Origin of the sequence: Chryseobacterium sp. 2VB (genome assembly GCF_005503635.1) — a bacterium.
GTDB classification, from domain to species: domain Bacteria; phylum Bacteroidota; class Bacteroidia; order Flavobacteriales; family Weeksellaceae; genus Chryseobacterium; species Chryseobacterium cupriresistens.
On record NZ_SCNC01000002.1, the window covers coordinates 12,586 to 28,871 of the forward strand.

Here is a 16,286-nt window from a genome sequence, read left to right on the forward strand (position 1 = left end):
AAAAATAAAAAGGAGCTGTTTCCATGGAAACAGCTCCTTTCGTTATAACTATGCTTAAAAAAATTGGATTAATCGTTGTTGGTGACTGATAGTTTCACCTCCATATTATTTCTGGTCGCATTAGAATAAGGACAGATCTGGTGTGCTTTTTCTGTCAAGGCCTGTGCCTCTTCAAGAGAAACTCCGGAAATGTTGACATCCAGTTCTGCTGCCAATCCGAAGCCGCCATTCTCAAGCTGACCTATGCTCACCTGAGCAGTCACTGTTGTTTCACCTGTTTTTACTTTAGAAAGACTGATCACTCTGTTCAGAGCACTGTCGAAACATGCGGAATATCCTGCTGCAAAAAGCATTTCAGGATTGGCAAAATCATCATTGGCTCCTCCTAAAGCTTTCGGCATTCTTACATCAAGATCCAGCACTCCGTTTTCACTTTTCACATGTCCGTTTCTTCCTCCTTTTGCAGTGACCTGAGTGGTATATAATGTTTTCATTTATTTTCTATTTTGTTTAATATTTTTAAGACTGTGTCTTTAAGGTGCAGCAGCTCTTCCGGTTGTATTCCCAGTTTTTCCTGAATTTTCCCCGGAATTTCACAAGCCTTTTGCTGAAGCTGTTTTCCTGCTTCGTCTAAAAATACTTCAACCACTCTTTCGTCCTCTTTTTTTCTTTTTCGGATAATAAATCCTTTAGACTCCAGCCTTTTAAGAAGAGGGGTCAAAGTACCACTGTCCAGAAACAGTTTTTCTCCGATATGGGTTACCGTAAGTCCGTCACCGTCCCATAATATCATCATCACAAGATATTGCGGATAGGTAATGCCCAGTTCATCAAGAAAAGGACGGTAAAGGCCTGTAATTTCTTTGGCAATGACATACAATGGGAAACAAATCTGGTTTTCCAGTTTAGGTGTTTTAGGATTTTCCATAATTTTGGGGTGCGAAAGATTCGATGAAGGTATTACTTTTTTATGATAAATTCATCCATTGGAATTCTGACTTTTTTCATAGTAGAAAGCCAGTCATTAGCTTCATCACGGTATCCAAGATATAAAAGGCTTACACTTTTTAATCCCAGTTCTCTTAGTCCCAGTACTTCATCTACCACCTCATTGCTGAATCCTTCCGCCGGAGTACTGTCGATTTTAAGTTCTGCAGCCTGTGCAAGCGCAATTCCTAAGGCAATATAAGTCTGGCGGGCAGTGTGGGCAAAATGCTCTTCAGGAGTCTGTGCACCATATATTTCTTTAATTTTATCGGTATAGCTTCCGAAGCGGCCTCTTGGAAGATCTCTTACATCTGTATGATAATCGTAAACTTTGTCAATTTTTTCATTAGAATAACTGTCCCATGCTGCAAAGACCAAAACGTGAGAAGAATCTCTCATTACTTCAGGGTTTAAAGCACCCGCCACCATTTTTTCTTTCAGTTCCTGATTTTCCACTACAATAATTCTGAACGGCTGTAAGCCCGATGAAGTAGGAGCCAGTCTTGCTGATTCTAAAATCGTATTAAGGTCTTCCTGTGAAACTTTTTTGGTAGGATCATAAGCTTTTACAGCATGTCTCCAGTTTAGATTTTCTATTAATGACATTTTTCTTTTGTTTTAAATTAAACTACTTATTGATGATTCAATGTCAGTTTTGAACTGACTCAATTAACAATACAAATATATGGCCAATTTAATTGTGTGCAATTTAATTTTGAGTGATTTTATTGATGACAATTATTGATGGACTTTTTGCCTTTCCACTCAATTCCACAAGAACTGGATTTTTTCAAAGCCTTTGAATTCCAATCTTTGCCTTAGAATTTTAAACTAAAAACAATGCAGAGATTTAAAAACAAAACCGCTTTAATTACCGGAGGAACCAATGGGATGGGTTTGGCAACCGCTCAGAAATTCATTGAAGAAGGAGGATCTGTGATCATTACCGGAAGAAGCGAAGAAACGGTAAATAGTGCTTTAGAGAAGCTTGGAGAAAAGGCTTTTGGAATTGTTTCCAATGCCGGAAATATGAAAGATCTTATGAAGCTGCAGCATGAAATCAGAAAATATACAGAACATATTGATCTGGTTTTTGCCAATGCAGGATACGGAAGATTTGCACCTGTGGAATATGTGGATGAAAATCAGTTTGACGAATTATTTAATATGCTGGTGAAAGGACCGTTTTTTACGGTACAGCAGATGTTGCCATTAATGAAAAGCGGAAGCTCTGTTATTTTCAATACTTCAGTGGCAACGGATATTGCGATGCCTAATTTTTCGGTGTATTCTGCAGCCAAATCTGCAGTGCAGTCAATGATCAAAACGTTTGCTGTAGAACTTACAGAACGTGGAATCCGTGTGAATGGAGTAAGTCCCGGACATATCAAAACCAATATTTTTAATAATACAGGTTTAACCGGAGAGCAGATAGAAAGCGCTATTGATGATATTATTCCGACAATTCCTTTTAAAAGACAGGGAGAGCCTTCAGAAATAGCCAGTGTAGTTCTGTTTCTGGCTTCAGAAGAAGCGTCCTATATCCATGGGGCAGAAGTGAAAGTGGATGCCGGAATTTCTGTGATCAGATAATCCGGATTATTTGACCTCTTTAATTTCTTTAATGATATTGGTTTTATTTTCAATACCAATATTATAGGCCTTACCTTTTTTAAAGCTTTGGGTAGCTTTTTCCATAAGGCTCTTGTATTCCGGTGACTTTTTAGAGAGATAAAAAACCTGCGCACTGATTCCAATAGCGACGCGTACCACTTCATTGGGTTTATCGGGATCTTCCATAATGTTTGAAATCGTGGCATTATTGTACCATGTCAAGTTCTGTGAACTGGAGTTACCGGAACAGGATGTAATCATAATAAAAAGTAATAGTAAATAGGACCAGGCTTTCATAATAAAAAGGATTAAGTAAAAAGCTCCTGCAATATATCAAAATATCGGCAGGAGCTCTATATAAATTAGTTAGAATCCACAGCTCGCTACGCTAGGTGCAGGGGAAGGAGAGCATCCGGAAAGGGATGAGAATATGTTTAATACACAGTTGGTATTCACATAATTGTTATCATATAACAGAGATCCTGATGGACTTCTGTAGTATACGTTTCCTGCAGTATTGGCATAAGAAGATACTGAAGCAGATCCACAGCTTGTATTGGTGCAAGCAGCTCTCCATGCAGAATCGGTTACCGGTCCGCTGGAGAATAATGACGGATCAATAATTCTTTTTTCAACAATTCCTGAAGCATTTTTGAAGCTTACTAAAATCGCTACGTGATATACCCATGATACACAGCATGTTCCTGTAGATGCTCTAAGGTTACCATACACGAATTGCTTTTCACAATCGTAGCCTGCATTCAAAAGGATTTGTCTCATTTTGTGCGCTCTTGCATAGCATCCATCCACTGGATATCTGAATGTGATACATGGTGAAGATGCCGTAGAAGTTCCACAAGCCTGGTTTTTGATCTGGGTAAAAAGACTGTTTAACGTAGCAAGATTTGGAATAACACTTACTGCCTTGTTACTTTCTCCTCTTTCTTTCTTGTTGAATACCGATTTGAAATAACGGATGTCATCAGCAGTTGCTTTTTCTACTTTCGCAATTTTATTGGTATTGGCTTTAAGGAAAACATGAACAGGAGTTTCGTTTTCAACAGCCTGTCTGATCATGGAAATATAACCTGCATTCTCTTTACTGTCCGCAATTTCGTACGGCTGTGCAGTAACCATAAATGAGATTTTAAATTTTCCATCTTCTTTTTCAATCCCTACCGGAACAGTTTTGCCGAAATCTTTCATTGCAATTTCATTAGACTCCTTGGCTACAAGATTAGGATCCTGGTTGGCAGCTGAATCTGAGCAGGAATTCACTGACAGTACCGTCACGAATACCATCATGGATAACAGAAATTTTTTCATAGTTTTTATATTTTGTGGTTAGTTTTTCAGTGAACTTTTTAATTATGATAGTTCACTTATTTGTGACATTAAAAGTAATAAAAATTAAAATATATGCAAGATTTTTTTTGAAAAAAATACATTATTCTGTTGTTTTATTGGTTTTATAATATTGAAAACAACTAAAAAACCTTAGGTTTTTAATAGTAGAATTTTGAAACATAGAAAATTTTAAAATAGAATTTCGAGATCTGGATTCCTACGGAATGGACAAGGTGGATGGATAGTTTATTCCTGACATACAAATGTTCTTCAATAAGATAAGTCTATTTATACTTTGTCCATTCCGTAGGAATCTAAACTATGTAATACGGATTAAATCTAAAAAAAGTCTCAATAATAGTAGAATTCTGAAAAGCAAGAAGAATTTTAAAATAGATTTTGAGGTATAGATCCTGCGGAATTACAAATGTTGCGGATAGTCTAAGCGAATAAAAATAACATTATCATAAAAATAAAAACCCGGTTTCAACGATTGAAACCGGGCTTATTATATTGTATTAAACTTGGCTATTTGTAAATCAATTCTGCCTGAAAAACATCCGCGAAATGTTTTCTGATCTTTGCTTTCAGTTCTTCCATTTCTTCAGGTGTCAGTTCTCTTTCAAGCTCTCTTTTTAACGAAGTAACCTGCTTATCTTTGATCCCACACGGAATAATGTATTCAAAATAACGCATATCCGTATTCACATTCAATGCAAAGCCGTGAAGAGTTACCCAACGGGAAGCTTTTACTCCCATAGCACACATTTTTCTGGCGTAAGGTTTTCCTACATCCAGCCATACTCCGGTTTCTCCCGGGGAACGTTCTCCTTTAATACCATATTCGGCAATGGTTCTGATGATCACTTCTTCCAGATTTCTCATATATAAATGAATATCCGTGAAAAAGTTTTCAAGATCCAGAATAGGATAACCTACAACTTGTCCATAGCCATGATAGGTAATATCTCCACCGCGGTTTACTTTCACGAAGGTAGCCTCAATTTCTTTCAGCTTATCAATACCGGCAAGCATATTTTCTTCATGTCCGCTTTTTCCTAAAGTGTATACGTGAGGATGCTCTACGAAAAGAAGGTGGTTGGGAGTAATACTATGCTGTTCCGCAGGAAGATCTCTGTTTTTTATTTTGGTATCAATGATGTTTTTCATCAGTTGCTCCTGATAATCCCAGGCTGGCTGATATTCTTTGATTCCTAAATCTTCAAATTCTACTGCTTTATTTTGATTTGTATTCATTTCAATTTTTGATATACAAATTTAGTGAATTTTACCCTTTTATGGAATGGATAAAATCTATGGCACTTTTCTTCCAGTCTTTATCCTTAAGCAAAATATTCACAAAAGCGGTTCCGATGATACCGCCATCCGCTTTTTCCGTCACATTTTCGAAGTCATCTTTCGATTTAATTCCAAACCCGATCATCACCGGATTTTTAAGTGGAAGAGCAGCGAGCCTGGAAAGATAGTCCTCGTTCTTTAAAACCGCATTTTCATTTCCGGTAGTGGAAGAAGAACTTACTGCGTAAAGAAATCCTGAACTTAATGAATCCAGGTAGATCATCCTTTCATCGGAGGTTTCCGGTGTTACAAGAAAAGTGAAATTAAGATGATATTGTTTTAAGATATGTTGATAGTTTTTCTCAAACTCAATAGGAGGAAGATCAGGAAGGATCAGCCCTGAAACTCCACTTTCCGAACATGCTGCACAGAATTTCTCAAATCCGAAACTCAATACCGGATTGATATATCCCATCAGAATAATTGGAATGTTGATTTTGTCTTTGATGGCTTTTAGCTGAGATAACAGTTTTTCGATCGTCATTCCGTTTTGTAAAGCCAGTTCGTGAGCTTTCTGGATGACAGGGCCGTCTGCTACAGGATCAGAATAAGGCATTCCGATTTCAATCATATCAGCCCCGGAATCCTGAATCAGTTGTATAATATCAGCGGTATCTTCCAGTTGTGGAATTCCTGCTGTGAAGTATATATTTAGTTTTTTCATTTTTATTGTATTAAAGTATAACGTACAAAGTACAATGTATAAAGTAGTATTAAACTGAGGTGAGAAAGTACATTGTACATTTTACATCCGACATTTTACAAATTCTTCAGATACGTTTCCATATCCTTATCTCCACGGCCGCTCAGGCAAATGACCACAACATCATTTTCATTAAATTTCTTCTTATCCAGAACAGCCAGCGCATGAGAGCTTTCCAGTGCAGGGATAATTCCTTCCAGTCTGGTGAGTTCAAAGGCACATTTCAAAGCTTCATCATCATTAATACTAAAGAATTCAGCTCTTTTTTCTTTAAATAAATGCGCATGAAAAGGCCCGATTCCCGGGTAATCCAGTCCGGCAGAAATAGAATGCGGCTCAATAACCTGGCCGTCTGCTGTCTGCATCACAAGACTTTTGCTTCCGTGAAGAACACCAAGCGTTCCCAGAAAAGTAGTAGCAGCCGATTTTCCGGAATTTACTCCCAATCCTCCGGCTTCAGCAGCAATGATTTTCACCTCTTTTTCTTCTACGAAATGATAAAAGGTCCCTGCTGCATTACTTCCTCCGCCCACACAGGCAATCACATAATCCGGATTTTCTCTTCCGATTTTCTCTTTAAGCTGTTCTTTGATTTCCTTTGAAATAATACTCTGGAATCGTGCTACAAGATCCGGAAAAGGATGAGGTCCCACTACACTTCCAATCACATAATGAGTCGTCACAGGATTGTTGATCCAGTCTCTTAATGCTTCATTTACCGCATCTTTCAGGGTTTTTGATCCTGAAGTTGCTGCTACTACTTCTGCTCCCAGCATTTTCATTCTCGCTACGTTTGGGGCTTGTCTCTGGATATCAATTTCTCCCATATAAACAATGCACTCAAGACCAAGCAAAGCACACGCTGTAGCTGTGGCAACACCATGTTGTCCTGCTCCGGTTTCCGCAATGATTCTGGTTTTTCCAAGACGTTTTGCCAACAGAACCTGCCCCAGAGCATTATTGATCTTGTGAGCTCCCGTATGGTTGAGGTCTTCCCGTTTCAAATAAATCTGTGTCTGGTATTTTTGACTTAAGTTTTTAGCAAAATAGAGGGGCGTAGCTCTTCCGACATAATTTTTCAGTAAATCCTGATATTCTACCTGAAAATCTTCAGATTCTATGATTTCAAGATAGTTTTTTTGCAGTTCTTCTACATTAGGATAGAGCATTTCGGGGATAAAAGCACCTCCAAACTCTCCATAATATCCGTTTTCATCGGGGGTTTTATAATTCATTTTTTATTCTTTAGTCATTAAATAAGCGTTGTTTTGTACACTCAGCTGGTTGAGCAGCTCTTTTCTTTTCTGCGAGGTATGAAAAATCAAAATATCATCATCTTCAGAATTTACCCACTCCGGGCCGACACTTTCTTTGATCATTTTGGCCTTGTCATGGAGGATTTCTATGTCACATTTTTCATAAAAGGAACGAAGATCAGCGTGGCAGAAACCAATTGTCTCTAAATTTCTCTGAATAACATTTTCTTTGAAATTGTTTACCAATGCAGCACCATATCCTTTCTTTTTATGAGCAGAAACAAGTCCTACGGCTTCCGCAAAGGAATAACCGGTGTCTGCTATTTGTAAGGTGAAATCAAAGTTCACTCTCATAACGGCCAATATGCTTTCATCCATATCCATCAGAAAATGAAATTCCGAGTCTTTAAAAAAAGAGCGGAAGTAGGATGATTTCATGGTGTTCCATGCAGAAATATCCCAAAGTTCCAGGATGTGTTTTATTTCGGCTTCTGTTAAATCTTTCGTTTCTTTTACCTGATATTTCATGGGTTCAAACTATTAATAAATGTGAGATGGTAATCGTATTGCTGTTTGGTAATCAGTTTTTTATAATACAATAATTCTATTTTATGCATTAAATCAATTAAGGTTGCTTTATCTATTTTCGACTGATACATGGTAATGGCAATTTCCAGGTTGTCAATCAGAAAATAAGGATCGGAATCCTCGTAAAGCAGAAAAATTTTAGAATAAATTAATCCCAGGTCATACTTTACACTGGATTTTACATGGTTTTCCAAAAATTTATCTGAAATAATCACCAGATAATAACTGTTCCATAAACTGATTCTTTCAAAAAAATACTGGATATCACTTTCTTCAAAATCTTTAATAATACAAATGAAATCGGACAATAATCCACCTGCTTCCCAATGTTCTGTATTGCTGTCGTTCTGTGCAACAAAATGGTACAGATTCTGGATTTTTTCATTCCCGAATTTAGGGGGAAATAAGGTTTTGTAAAATGTCTTTTTGAGCAAATGTATATTCATCCTTGTGTGTTTTTATGTGTTATTTATTTTGCTGATATAAAGTTTTAAACTTTTTTATACTGTCAATGTTTTTATTTCCGGGTTCTGTTTCAAATTTTGAATTGATATCCAAAGCGAAAGGCTGTTGCTTCAATGTTTTTACATCACAGATATTATCTTCAGAAATTCCGCCGCTTAGAAAGTAGGGCAGTGGAATCTCAAATTCATTCAGAATATTCCAGTCAAATTGTTGTCCCGTTCCGCCAAATGCTTTACTGTCTGTATCAAATAGGTAGTAGGTGATAGGTTGCAGATTACAGGTTGCAGGTTGCAGATCAAGAATTTGTGTTATTTTATTTTGATTTTCTGCCGTATTACTTCCTATTCTGATGACTTTAATGATTCCAACCTCAGGATTCAGTTTTTGTCTTAGTTCAGCAATAAAATCATTGCTTTCATCACCATGAAGCTGTACAAAATTCAAATCCGCACGCTGAACGACCTTTACAATGATATCTGCTTCTTCATTAACAAAAACGCCCACTTTTCCCTGGTGGTCAATACTTGAGAGTTCTTCCAGACTCAGATGGTTCAAAACATATCTCGGTGATTTTTCGTAGAAGATAAAACCGAGAAAATCTGTTTTCATAGCAATCAATTCCTGAATCTGATCCGGTTTTGTAAGACCACAGACTTTCAGGCGAGATGGCAGGTTTGAGGTTGTAGGTTGCAGGTTCATTGTTGATTATTCTTGAGTTTAAATTTGAGAAGCGAATTCTTCAAAAGCTTTGGCCGGATCTGTATTTTTCATGAAATATTCACCCATCAGGAAACCATCAAACCCTTTTTCTTTTAAAAACTGAAAATCTTCAATGCTGTAAATACCACTTTCTGCAACAGATAAAACTTCTTTCGGAAGTTGATTCTTCAACTGAACCGAATGCTGAAGATCTACTTTAAAATCTTTAAGGTTCCTGTTATTGATCCCAACTAAATCGATTTTTGAATTAAAATGTTTCAGTTCATCTTCTGTATGAATTTCCAGTAAAACCTCCAATTTCAGTTGGTGAGCTAATTCGGTAAATTCCTGTACCTGAGCTGGTGAAAGACATGAAGCAATCAGTAATACTACATCAGCTCCAATACTTTTGGCTTCATAAAACTGGTATTCATCAATCATAAAATCTTTTCGCAGAATCGGAATATTGATGTCATTTCTTACACTGAGAATATCATTTAAATCTCCTCCGAAAAAATCATGATCAGTCAGGATAGAAACCCCGCTGGCTCCATAATTTTTGTAAGCAGAAACTACTTCCAAAGGCTGTACATTATTATTGATGATCCCTTTTGAAGGTGATTGTCTTTTAAACTCAGCGATAATTCCGCTCTTATTTTTGATAGATTCCTTCAGTGAATAGGTTGGTCTTCCAAAAAAAGAGGTGTCTTTTAACCGGTCAAGGGAAATGCGCAATTTTGCAGCAGCAACCTCCTCTTTTTTTCGTTCAATAATTTTATCCAGTATAGTCATTTTTTTGTGTCTGTAATATAGTCAATAGTGAATTTTGCTTTGCAAGTGAATGGTGAATCTTATTGGATCAAAAGATTAAAACTATTCAATGCTTTTCCGCTTTGCAGACTTTCATCAGCCATGAGAAGACAGTTATCATAGGTCCCGAATTTATGGGTGTTGTAAAGTGCGGCTGAAGCGTTGGCAAGAATTACTGAGTTCTGCTGTTCTGTACCGTTTCCTTCCAGAATATTCATAAATATTTTTGCCGTTTCCCGAATGGAGTTTCCTGCTTTAATATCTTCCAGCGTTACCGGATTGAAACCTAAATCTTCTGCAGAATATATTTCTTCTCCGTTTTTGGTGATGATTTTGCTGTCGCCGGTAAGACTTATTTCATCATATCCGTCAAGACCATGCACCAGAATAAATTCACGTTCTTCCTTTTGAAGAAGATACTGATAGATTCTTACAATTTCCAGATTATAAACTCCAATCATTGAATATCGGGGCTTTGCCGGATTGACCAAAGGACCCAAAAGGTTAAAGAAAGTTCTTAATCCCAGCGATTTTCTTAATAATCCGACAGATTGCAGCGCAGGATGAAAATAAGGAGCGTGCAAAAAGCAGATGTTAGCTCTTTCAAGATCTTCATTCAATTGTTCTGAGCTGTTTTTAAACTGGTATCCCAGTTCTTCCAGTACATTGGAAGAGCCTGTAGTGGTAGAAGCACCGTAATTTCCATGCTTTGTTACCTTTTGTCCGGCTCCGGCTACTACAAAACTGGCCAGAGTGGATATATTGATGGTATCTTTTCCGTCTCCTCCGGTTCCTACAATATCAATCGCATCACTGGCGTCGATGTTTACAGGAACAGCCATTTGTAACAATGCTTCTCTGAAACCTTCCAGCTCTTTCAAGGTGATATTCCGCATCAGAAAAACACTGATAAAAGCAGTCACTTCCGCAGCGTTGAATTTATTCTGTGCAATCTCAATCATGGTAGCCTTTGCTTCTGATTTTGAAAGCGTATTATGGTTGAACAGGTATTGAAGTATTTCTTTCATTTGTGGTATTTTTATGGTTGTTGAAGGACTTTCTAAGGTTTTCATGACAACAGAAAGTTTTTAATGATTACTTCTCCTTCCGGCGTTAAAATGCTTTCAGGGTGAAACTGTACTCCGTGTACATCATAGGTTTTGTGCTGCAAAGCCATGATCATTCCGTCTTTATCTACAGCCGTAATTTCCAGTTCTTCCGGGAAATCTTCAGTATTCACTGCCCAGCTGTGGTATCTTCCCACTTCCAATCCTGAATGTAAATCCTGAAATAATTTGGTGTCTTCTTTCACCAGATCGGTAGTGGTAGCCACTCCGTGAAAGATTTCAGACAGGTTGATCAGACTCCCTCCGAAAGCTTCAGCAATGGCCTGCTGTCCGAGACATACTCCAAGAATACTTTTTGAAGGAGCGTATTCTTTAATAAGGTCTAATAAAATACCTGCTTCTTCAGGAATTCCGGGACCTGGAGAAAGGATGATTTTGTCATATTTTCCAATCTCTTCAAGGGTAATTTTATCATTTCTTACCACATCCACTCTTTGATTCAGAATTCTTTCGATAATCTGGACAAGGTTATAGGTAAAGCTGTCATAGTTATCGAAAACGAGAACTTTAAGCTGTGGTTGTTGAGTGTTTATATTGTTGTTCATTGCTTTTTTGTTAGAGAGTTGCTATTTTTTTTGTTGTTGTTTGCTGGTTGACGGATTTATTTTTCAACTATTTTTTCTGCTTTTTCTACTGCTTTTTTCAGTGCATTCAGTTTGTTGTTGACTTCCTGTAATTCACTTTCAGGGACAGATTTTGCTACAAGACCGGCACCAGCCTGATAAAATAAGGTATTGTTTTTACTTAAGAAAGTTCTGATCATAATGGCCTGGTTGCAGGTTCCGTTCAGTCCGATGATTCCTATACAGCCGCCATAATAGCCACGGGAATCTTTTTCATATCGATTGATCAGCTGAAGCGCTTTATGCTTGGGTGCTCCGCTTAATGTTCCCTGAGGGAAAGTAGCGGAAACCATTTCCAGAGGATTGATGTCATCAGCAACATCTGCAGTCACCTCACTTACCATATGAATAACGTGCGAGAACAGCTGGATTTCTTTAAGCTTGGTAACCGTTACATTTTTTCCGAGTTTTCCAAGATCATTTCTTGCCAGATCCACCAGCATGGTATGCTCTGCGTTTTCTTTAGGATCGGCTTTCAGGACTTCAATAGCTTCAAGGTCAGCTTCAAAATTCCCCGTTCTTTTGGATGTTCCTGCAATCGGGTGAATAATGGCTTTATTGTTTTTGATGATTAACTGGCTTTCAGGACTCGATCCGAATAATTTGTAATTTCCGTAATCAAAATAGAATAAGTAAGGAGAAGGATTGATATTTCTCAAAGCACGATACACGTTGAACTCATCACCTTTGAATTTCTGCTCGAATCTTCTGCTCAGAACCAGCTGGAAGACATCTCCGCGCATACAGTGTTTCTGAGCTGTCTTTACCAGTTCAATATATTCTTCATCTGTAATATTAGATGTTTCTTCGCTTATTTTCTCAAATGGGTAAACCGGAGTATTCTGATTTTTAATGAGGTTTTTCAACAGATGGAATTCAGACTTTACGCCATCAATACAGTTTTCTATAATATACATTTCATCATTGAAATGATTGATAGCAATCACATATTGGTACAATCTGTATCTTAAAACAGGAATCTCTACTTCCTTGCTTTGTGCTTTAAGGCTGATGTTTTCAAAAAACTGTACCGCTTCAAAACTTGTGTAGCCGAAAAGGCTCTGAGCCGTCTGCTCAATAGGATCATTGGTTTCTTCACATTTAAAAATCTGGCGAAATTCTTCAAATACATCTGTAATATTCCGCTCCATAATAAATTGCTTTACGGGAGCAGAAGAAGGAAGTTTGATTTCATATTCGCTGAGGTTTTTCACCTCAATTCCGGCAATGGCATTCACGGCGATGAAGGAAAAGTTATTATCAATACTTTTTGAATCTGAACTTTCCAGAAGAATCGTATCACGGAATTTATCCCTGATCTTAAGGTAAATATTCATGGGAGTATGAAGGTCTCCCAGTGTTTTTTTTGAAACGGTTTTTATCGTAATTGTTTTGGTCAACATTTTATTGTTTTTTGTGAGATTAGGAATAAAAAAAGGCTTTAACGGTATCCGTCAAAGCCTATATATTGTTTTTTGATTATTTCTGCTGTAATTAACAACATGACAATACCTCCAGACCCGACGAAGAGTTTGAAAGCCACCACCAAATATTGTTGTTCATTTTAAACATGGGACAAATGTAGAAATTTTTTTAATACAAAGACTAAAAAATTTCTGAAAATAAAAAAACTTAACATTGAAACCTCTTATTTAAGCTGTTTGAGTTCTTGTTTCAATACTTTGATTTTTTCTCTGTAAGTTTCATCATCATAGTCTTTTACATAATCTTCCAATGCAGCAATATATTCTTCAATGAATTGTTTATTTGTTCTGTCTGCTTCATATTTGATTCTTGCAGAATTCACAGGAGCCATTTTTTCATTTTGTAATACAATTTTTCCTTCCCTGGATTGGTCATAAAGGATTACCATGTTTTTTTCATATCCCGGAATGTATTTTACAGGAATATCCTTATCACCTGGAATTCTGATTGAATTTCTGATAGGATAAATGGCTGCAGTAGTAGTGGAGAAAAAGGTAGTGGTATATGTTCCGTCCTGTTTCTTTACAATAGCCTCATAATCGTGGATATACATATCATTCAGGGTAGAATTGGTTTCTACATCAGAGGTGATAATAGCTGTGCTTTCTACTCCGTATTTGTTTAAAAACCATGCATTTAGAAACTGTCCTCCAAAACCATTCAATATAGCAAGTGGAATGATCGGAATCAAAAACCATGCTTTTTTGGTCAGATAGGAGAGCAATCCAAAGAATGCAAACAACAGAACCACAGTATAAAAACCATGATGGCTGGTGAAAAACAGAATTTTTGAAATTAAAACCATGGATTAAAGATAACTATAATAATCTTTTATTTAAACGCTGAGATCGCAAAGATGTTATTAAATGACTGTTAAAATGATCACAAGGGCGTTTCACTCAGCAAAAGACGCTGTCATTAATTAAACGAAGTGCCCTTGTGAATAAAAAACAGAGTTTTATCATCATTACCTTGCGAACCCAGCATTTGAACTATTTATTGTACTGGCTCAGATAAAGGAATGTCAGGAGTTCCACTATAGAAAACAATCAGCGTTGCGCCGAGGTCTCCGGTTTTACCTCTGTGGCCGGTATTAACCATTTCAGGAAGCACCTGACCTTTTCTTATCCATTGCGTTTTTCCATCCTCTTTTCTTTCAATCTGAATTTCACCCTTTTCTACATAAGCAGCATTGATGACGGGATGTTTATGCCAGCTCAGTGCCGAATTGGGAGGTACAGCAATTTTAAGAACCGAAATTTCCGGCTGAGTTGCGGGATAGGCAGGATATGTAGCTCCGTCCCAGGATTTTGTCGTTTTTAAAAGCGTTACCGATTCAATTTTATCAGAATATTCTGATTGTGGTTCATTGGATGAATTATCACATGAAAAAAGGAGAGAAGAGAGTATAGCAAAGCAAGCTGTACCCAATACATGTTTTCTGGTCATACATTTTTAAATTAATACGTTGATTTTTGGCTCGGATCATCCGATATACAAAAATACTAACCTAATTTAAAATTCTCCCATGTTTGAATTATTTTTTTATTAGTTGTTAAAATCCTGATCTCAAAAATATTTCCTAAAGAAAACATTTGTCATAAGTTTAAAAGTTTATTTTTTATATTTTTGCTTCCAAATTAGAAAAAAATGAAAAAAGTATTAGCAATCGCATTTATCGGAGGTTTATTATTGGCAAGCTGCAAAAAAAAGCCAGATCACTCTTTACAGGATAGCAACACAATGCTTGAGGAACCGGAAGCAACTACAGTGGTAGATTCTACTGCTAAAACTGCTGCTCCAGCTGCTGCAACTCCGGCTGCAACTGCACCTGAAGCTGCTAAAACAGATTCTACAGCGAAGAAATAATGAAAAAAATACTTTTGGCAGGAACACTGGGTCTTATGATCATTTCCTGTTCTAAAAAAGAAAATACAGCAGAAGTGGCATCTTCTTCTGAAACTACAGCTGTTTCAGAACCTGCTCAGTCTCATCTTTCCGGTGATCAGATCATGGAAACATTGGACTGCTCAGGCTGCCATTCTGTGAATGAGAGAATGATAGGACCTTCTTATCAGGAAATTGCAGGAAAGTACTCTGAAAAGGATACTGAACTGCTGGCTTCCAAAATTATAGAAGGCGGAAGTGGAGTATGGGGAAGTGTCCCTATGGCTGCTCATCCTCAGGTATCTAAAGAAGATGCCAAAAAAATGGTGGAATATATTTTAAGTCAGAAGAAATAAAATATGTCCGCTGAAAAATCCAGTCTGCACACAAGAAATCTGCATCGTAATCCCTACGATTTTGATCAGCTTATTTCTTGTGTGCCGGAACTGAAACACTATGTTTTTACAAATGCCTATCAGACGGCAACCATTAATTTCAGCATTCCACAGGCTGTTAAACTGCTCAACAAAGCCCTACTCTTACATTTCTACAACATTAAAGGCTGGGACATTCCTGACACCAATCTTTGTCCACCGATCCCGGGAAGAGCAGACTATGTACATTATATTGCCGATCTATTAGGTGAACCACTTAATAAAATCCCGACAGGAAATTCTGTAAAAGGATTAGACATAGGAACAGGCGCGAATCTCGTGTATCCTTTAATCAGCTGCAAATCTTATGGCTGGACCATGCTGGGAACGGATATCAATCAGGATTCTTTGAAAAATGCTCAACACATTCTGAATCAAAATGAAGATCTTTCCTCTGTTATTCAGTTAAAAAGCCAGCCTGATGCTGATCATATCTTTACCAATATCATTGGTCCGGAAGACAGATTTACTTTCACCATGTGCAATCCTCCTTTTCATGATTCCGAAGAATCTGTCATGAAAGGGAATATCAGAAAAACAAAAAATCTTAGTAAATCAAAGAAAACGAAACCTCTTCTTAACTTCAGCGGACAGCAGTCTGAACTTTGGTGTGAAGGGGGTGAACTTGCTTTTATTACTAAAATGATCAATGATAGCAGATTGTTTTCATCACAGGTTCTTTGGTTCACGTGTCTTGTTTCGAAAAAAGACAATCTCAATAAACTCAACAATCTTTTAAAGAAAGTAAATGCTGGAGAGGTGAGAACTATCGATATGGCTCAGGGACAAAAAATAAGCAGAATGCTGGCGTGGACGTTTATTCCCCGAAAAGACAGAAAAAGCTGGTTGATTTAAAATTCAAAGTTCAAAGTTTAATGTTATAGCACAATCATTCAAATCTT

Annotated in this window: 21 protein-coding genes; 4 read left to right on the forward strand and 17 right to left on the reverse strand. The window is 37.2% G+C overall.

Annotated elements, in window-relative coordinates:
* Positions 1 to 68: 68 nt before the first annotated feature.
* Genes FFS26_RS02120 through FFS26_RS02130 form a run of 3 tightly spaced genes read right to left on the reverse strand, consistent with a single transcriptional unit; the run spans position 69 to position 1,593 of the window.
* A complete protein-coding gene (locus FFS26_RS02120; RefSeq protein ID WP_137904156.1) occupies positions 69 to 494 on the reverse strand; it encodes an organic hydroperoxide resistance protein in 426 nt (141 codons plus the stop codon).
* Positions 491 to 928: a MarR family winged helix-turn-helix transcriptional regulator gene (locus FFS26_RS02125; protein ID WP_062670961.1), complete on the reverse strand. Its 438-nt coding sequence runs from the start codon at positions 926 to 928 to the stop codon at positions 491 to 493. The genes FFS26_RS02120 and FFS26_RS02125 overlap by 4 nt, the downstream gene beginning before the upstream one ends.
* A 32-nt stretch (positions 929 to 960) precedes the next feature.
* Complete coding sequence (locus FFS26_RS02130) at positions 961 to 1,593, reverse strand: NAD(P)H-dependent oxidoreductase (protein ID WP_110009438.1); 633 nt, start codon at positions 1,591 to 1,593, stop codon at positions 961 to 963.
* A gap of 234 nt (positions 1,594 to 1,827) precedes the next feature.
* On the opposite strand from FFS26_RS02130, the gene FFS26_RS02135 reads away from it, so the two are divergent.
* A complete protein-coding gene (locus FFS26_RS02135; protein WP_137904157.1) occupies positions 1,828 to 2,580 on the forward strand; it encodes an SDR family oxidoreductase in 753 nt (250 codons plus the stop codon).
* Between the two features lie 6 nt (positions 2,581 to 2,586).
* Here the strand turns inward: FFS26_RS02135 and FFS26_RS02140 are convergent, their stop codons facing one another.
* The 14 genes from FFS26_RS02140 to FFS26_RS02205 form a co-directional block, all read right to left on the reverse strand.
* The gene (locus tag FFS26_RS02140) at positions 2,587 to 2,862 is read right to left on the reverse strand and encodes a hypothetical protein (RefSeq protein ID WP_137904158.1); all 276 of its coding nucleotides are present in this window, start codon (positions 2,860 to 2,862) and stop codon (positions 2,587 to 2,589) included.
* A 105-nt stretch (positions 2,863 to 2,967) separates the two neighbouring features.
* Entirely contained in the window at positions 2,968 to 3,927 is a 960-nt protein-coding gene (locus FFS26_RS02145) for a protein-glutamine glutaminase (RefSeq protein ID WP_137904159.1), read from the reverse strand.
* A gap of 549 nt (positions 3,928 to 4,476) precedes the next feature.
* Positions 4,477 to 5,205 (reverse strand): lipoyl(octanoyl) transferase LipB, encoded by a 729-nt coding sequence (lipB, locus tag FFS26_RS02150; protein ID WP_110009434.1) that lies wholly within the window; start codon positions 5,203 to 5,205, stop codon positions 4,477 to 4,479.
* Positions 5,206 to 5,236: 31 nt separating this feature from the next.
* Positions 5,237 to 5,971, reverse strand: coding sequence for a tryptophan synthase subunit alpha (gene trpA, locus FFS26_RS02155; RefSeq protein ID WP_110009433.1), 735 nt, complete (start codon positions 5,969 to 5,971; stop codon positions 5,237 to 5,239).
* A gap of 95 nt (positions 5,972 to 6,066) precedes the next feature.
* Positions 6,067 to 7,245 carry a tryptophan synthase subunit beta gene (gene trpB, locus FFS26_RS02160; RefSeq protein ID WP_137904160.1) on the reverse strand — a complete coding sequence of 393 codons (1,179 nt, stop codon included), beginning with the start codon at positions 7,243 to 7,245 and terminating at the stop codon, positions 6,067 to 6,069.
* Between the two features lie 3 nt (positions 7,246 to 7,248).
* The gene (locus FFS26_RS02165; RefSeq protein WP_137904161.1) at positions 7,249 to 7,794 is read right to left on the reverse strand and encodes a GNAT family N-acetyltransferase; all 546 of its coding nucleotides are present in this window, start codon (positions 7,792 to 7,794) and stop codon (positions 7,249 to 7,251) included.
* Entirely contained in the window at positions 7,791 to 8,300 is a 510-nt protein-coding gene (locus FFS26_RS02170; protein ID WP_110009430.1) for a hypothetical protein, read from the reverse strand. Before FFS26_RS02170 ends, FFS26_RS02165 begins: the two co-directional genes overlap by 4 nt.
* A 19-nt stretch (positions 8,301 to 8,319) precedes the next feature.
* Positions 8,320 to 9,018 carry a phosphoribosylanthranilate isomerase gene (locus FFS26_RS02175; protein ID WP_137904162.1) on the reverse strand — a complete coding sequence of 233 codons (699 nt, stop codon included), beginning with the start codon at positions 9,016 to 9,018 and terminating at the stop codon, positions 8,320 to 8,322.
* Positions 9,019 to 9,036: 18 nt separating this feature from the next.
* The gene (gene trpC, locus FFS26_RS02180; protein ID WP_137904163.1) at positions 9,037 to 9,810 is read right to left on the reverse strand and encodes an indole-3-glycerol phosphate synthase TrpC; all 774 of its coding nucleotides are present in this window, start codon (positions 9,808 to 9,810) and stop codon (positions 9,037 to 9,039) included.
* A gap of 59 nt (positions 9,811 to 9,869) precedes the next feature.
* Positions 9,870 to 10,856, reverse strand: a complete 987-nt coding sequence (gene trpD, locus FFS26_RS02185; protein ID WP_137904164.1) for an anthranilate phosphoribosyltransferase — start codon at positions 10,854 to 10,856, stop codon at positions 9,870 to 9,872.
* A gap of 41 nt (positions 10,857 to 10,897) precedes the next feature.
* Positions 10,898 to 11,500: an anthranilate synthase component II gene (locus FFS26_RS02190; RefSeq protein WP_137904165.1), complete on the reverse strand. Its 603-nt coding sequence runs from the start codon at positions 11,498 to 11,500 to the stop codon at positions 10,898 to 10,900.
* Positions 11,501 to 11,556: 56 nt separating this feature from the next.
* Positions 11,557 to 12,981, reverse strand: coding sequence for an anthranilate synthase component I family protein (locus tag FFS26_RS02195; RefSeq protein ID WP_137904166.1), 1,425 nt, complete (start codon positions 12,979 to 12,981; stop codon positions 11,557 to 11,559).
* A gap of 245 nt (positions 12,982 to 13,226) precedes the next feature.
* Positions 13,227 to 13,868: a hypothetical protein gene (locus tag FFS26_RS02200; RefSeq protein ID WP_110009425.1), complete on the reverse strand. Its 642-nt coding sequence runs from the start codon at positions 13,866 to 13,868 to the stop codon at positions 13,227 to 13,229.
* Between the two features lie 191 nt (positions 13,869 to 14,059).
* Entirely contained in the window at positions 14,060 to 14,512 is a 453-nt protein-coding gene (locus tag FFS26_RS02205; RefSeq protein WP_137904167.1) for a cupin domain-containing protein, read from the reverse strand.
* Between the two features lie 201 nt (positions 14,513 to 14,713).
* On the opposite strand from FFS26_RS02205, the gene FFS26_RS02210 reads away from it, so the two are divergent.
* The 3 genes from FFS26_RS02210 to rlmF are packed head-to-tail and all read left to right on the forward strand — an operon-like array spanning position 14,714 to position 16,239.
* A complete protein-coding gene (locus FFS26_RS02210) occupies positions 14,714 to 14,932 on the forward strand; it encodes a hypothetical protein (RefSeq protein WP_137904168.1) in 219 nt (72 codons plus the stop codon).
* Entirely contained in the window at positions 14,932 to 15,306 is a 375-nt protein-coding gene (locus tag FFS26_RS02215; protein WP_110009422.1) for a c-type cytochrome, read from the forward strand. Before FFS26_RS02210 ends, FFS26_RS02215 begins: the two co-directional genes overlap by 1 nt.
* A gap of 3 nt (positions 15,307 to 15,309) precedes the next feature.
* Complete coding sequence (gene rlmF, locus FFS26_RS02220) at positions 15,310 to 16,239, forward strand: 23S rRNA (adenine(1618)-N(6))-methyltransferase RlmF (protein WP_137904169.1); 930 nt, start codon at positions 15,310 to 15,312, stop codon at positions 16,237 to 16,239.
* The last annotated feature ends 47 nt before the right edge of the window (positions 16,240 to 16,286 follow it).

What these genes read in the sequence shown, in the direction of transcription:
- FFS26_RS02120 (WP_137904156.1), bottom strand. Translation starts at nt 494, where the DNA reads ATGAAAACATTATATACCACTCAGGTCACTGCAAAAGGAGGAAGAAAC.
- FFS26_RS02125 (WP_062670961.1), bottom strand. Translation starts at nt 928, where the DNA reads ATGGAAAATCCTAAAACACCTAAACTGGAAAACCAGATTTGTTTCCCA.
- FFS26_RS02130 (WP_110009438.1), bottom strand. Translation starts at nt 1,593, where the DNA reads ATGTCATTAATAGAAAATCTAAACTGGAGACATGCTGTAAAAGCTTAT.
- FFS26_RS02135 (WP_137904157.1), top strand. Translation starts at nt 1,828, where the DNA reads ATGCAGAGATTTAAAAACAAAACCGCTTTAATTACCGGAGGAACCAAT.
- FFS26_RS02140 (WP_137904158.1), bottom strand. Translation starts at nt 2,862, where the DNA reads ATGATTACATCCTGTTCCGGTAACTCCAGTTCACAGAACTTGACATGG.
- FFS26_RS02145 (WP_137904159.1), bottom strand. Translation starts at nt 3,927, where the DNA reads ATGAAAAAATTTCTGTTATCCATGATGGTATTCGTGACGGTACTGTCA.
- lipB (WP_110009434.1), bottom strand. Translation starts at nt 5,205, where the DNA reads ATGAATACAAATCAAAATAAAGCAGTAGAATTTGAAGATTTAGGAATC.
- trpA (WP_110009433.1), bottom strand. Translation starts at nt 5,971, where the DNA reads ATGAAAAAACTAAATATATACTTCACAGCAGGAATTCCACAACTGGAA.
- trpB (WP_137904160.1), bottom strand. Translation starts at nt 7,245, where the DNA reads ATGAATTATAAAACCCCCGATGAAAACGGATATTATGGAGAGTTTGGA.
- FFS26_RS02165 (WP_137904161.1), bottom strand. Translation starts at nt 7,794, where the DNA reads ATGAAATATCAGGTAAAAGAAACGAAAGATTTAACAGAAGCCGAAATA.
- FFS26_RS02170 (WP_110009430.1), bottom strand. Translation starts at nt 8,300, where the DNA reads ATGAATATACATTTGCTCAAAAAGACATTTTACAAAACCTTATTTCCC.
- FFS26_RS02175 (WP_137904162.1), bottom strand. Translation starts at nt 9,018, where the DNA reads ATGAACCTGCAACCTACAACCTCAAACCTGCCATCTCGCCTGAAAGTC.
- trpC (WP_137904163.1), bottom strand. Translation starts at nt 9,810, where the DNA reads ATGACTATACTGGATAAAATTATTGAACGAAAAAAAGAGGAGGTTGCT.
- trpD (WP_137904164.1), bottom strand. Translation starts at nt 10,856, where the DNA reads ATGAAAGAAATACTTCAATACCTGTTCAACCATAATACGCTTTCAAAA.
- FFS26_RS02190 (WP_137904165.1), bottom strand. Translation starts at nt 11,500, where the DNA reads ATGAACAACAATATAAACACTCAACAACCACAGCTTAAAGTTCTCGTT.
- FFS26_RS02195 (WP_137904166.1), bottom strand. Translation starts at nt 12,981, where the DNA reads ATGTTGACCAAAACAATTACGATAAAAACCGTTTCAAAAAAAACACTG.
- FFS26_RS02200 (WP_110009425.1), bottom strand. Translation starts at nt 13,868, where the DNA reads ATGGTTTTAATTTCAAAAATTCTGTTTTTCACCAGCCATCATGGTTTT.
- FFS26_RS02205 (WP_137904167.1), bottom strand. Translation starts at nt 14,512, where the DNA reads ATGACCAGAAAACATGTATTGGGTACAGCTTGCTTTGCTATACTCTCT.
- FFS26_RS02210 (WP_137904168.1), top strand. Translation starts at nt 14,714, where the DNA reads ATGAAAAAAGTATTAGCAATCGCATTTATCGGAGGTTTATTATTGGCA.
- FFS26_RS02215 (WP_110009422.1), top strand. Translation starts at nt 14,932, where the DNA reads ATGAAAAAAATACTTTTGGCAGGAACACTGGGTCTTATGATCATTTCC.
- rlmF (WP_137904169.1), top strand. Translation starts at nt 15,310, where the DNA reads ATGTCCGCTGAAAAATCCAGTCTGCACACAAGAAATCTGCATCGTAAT.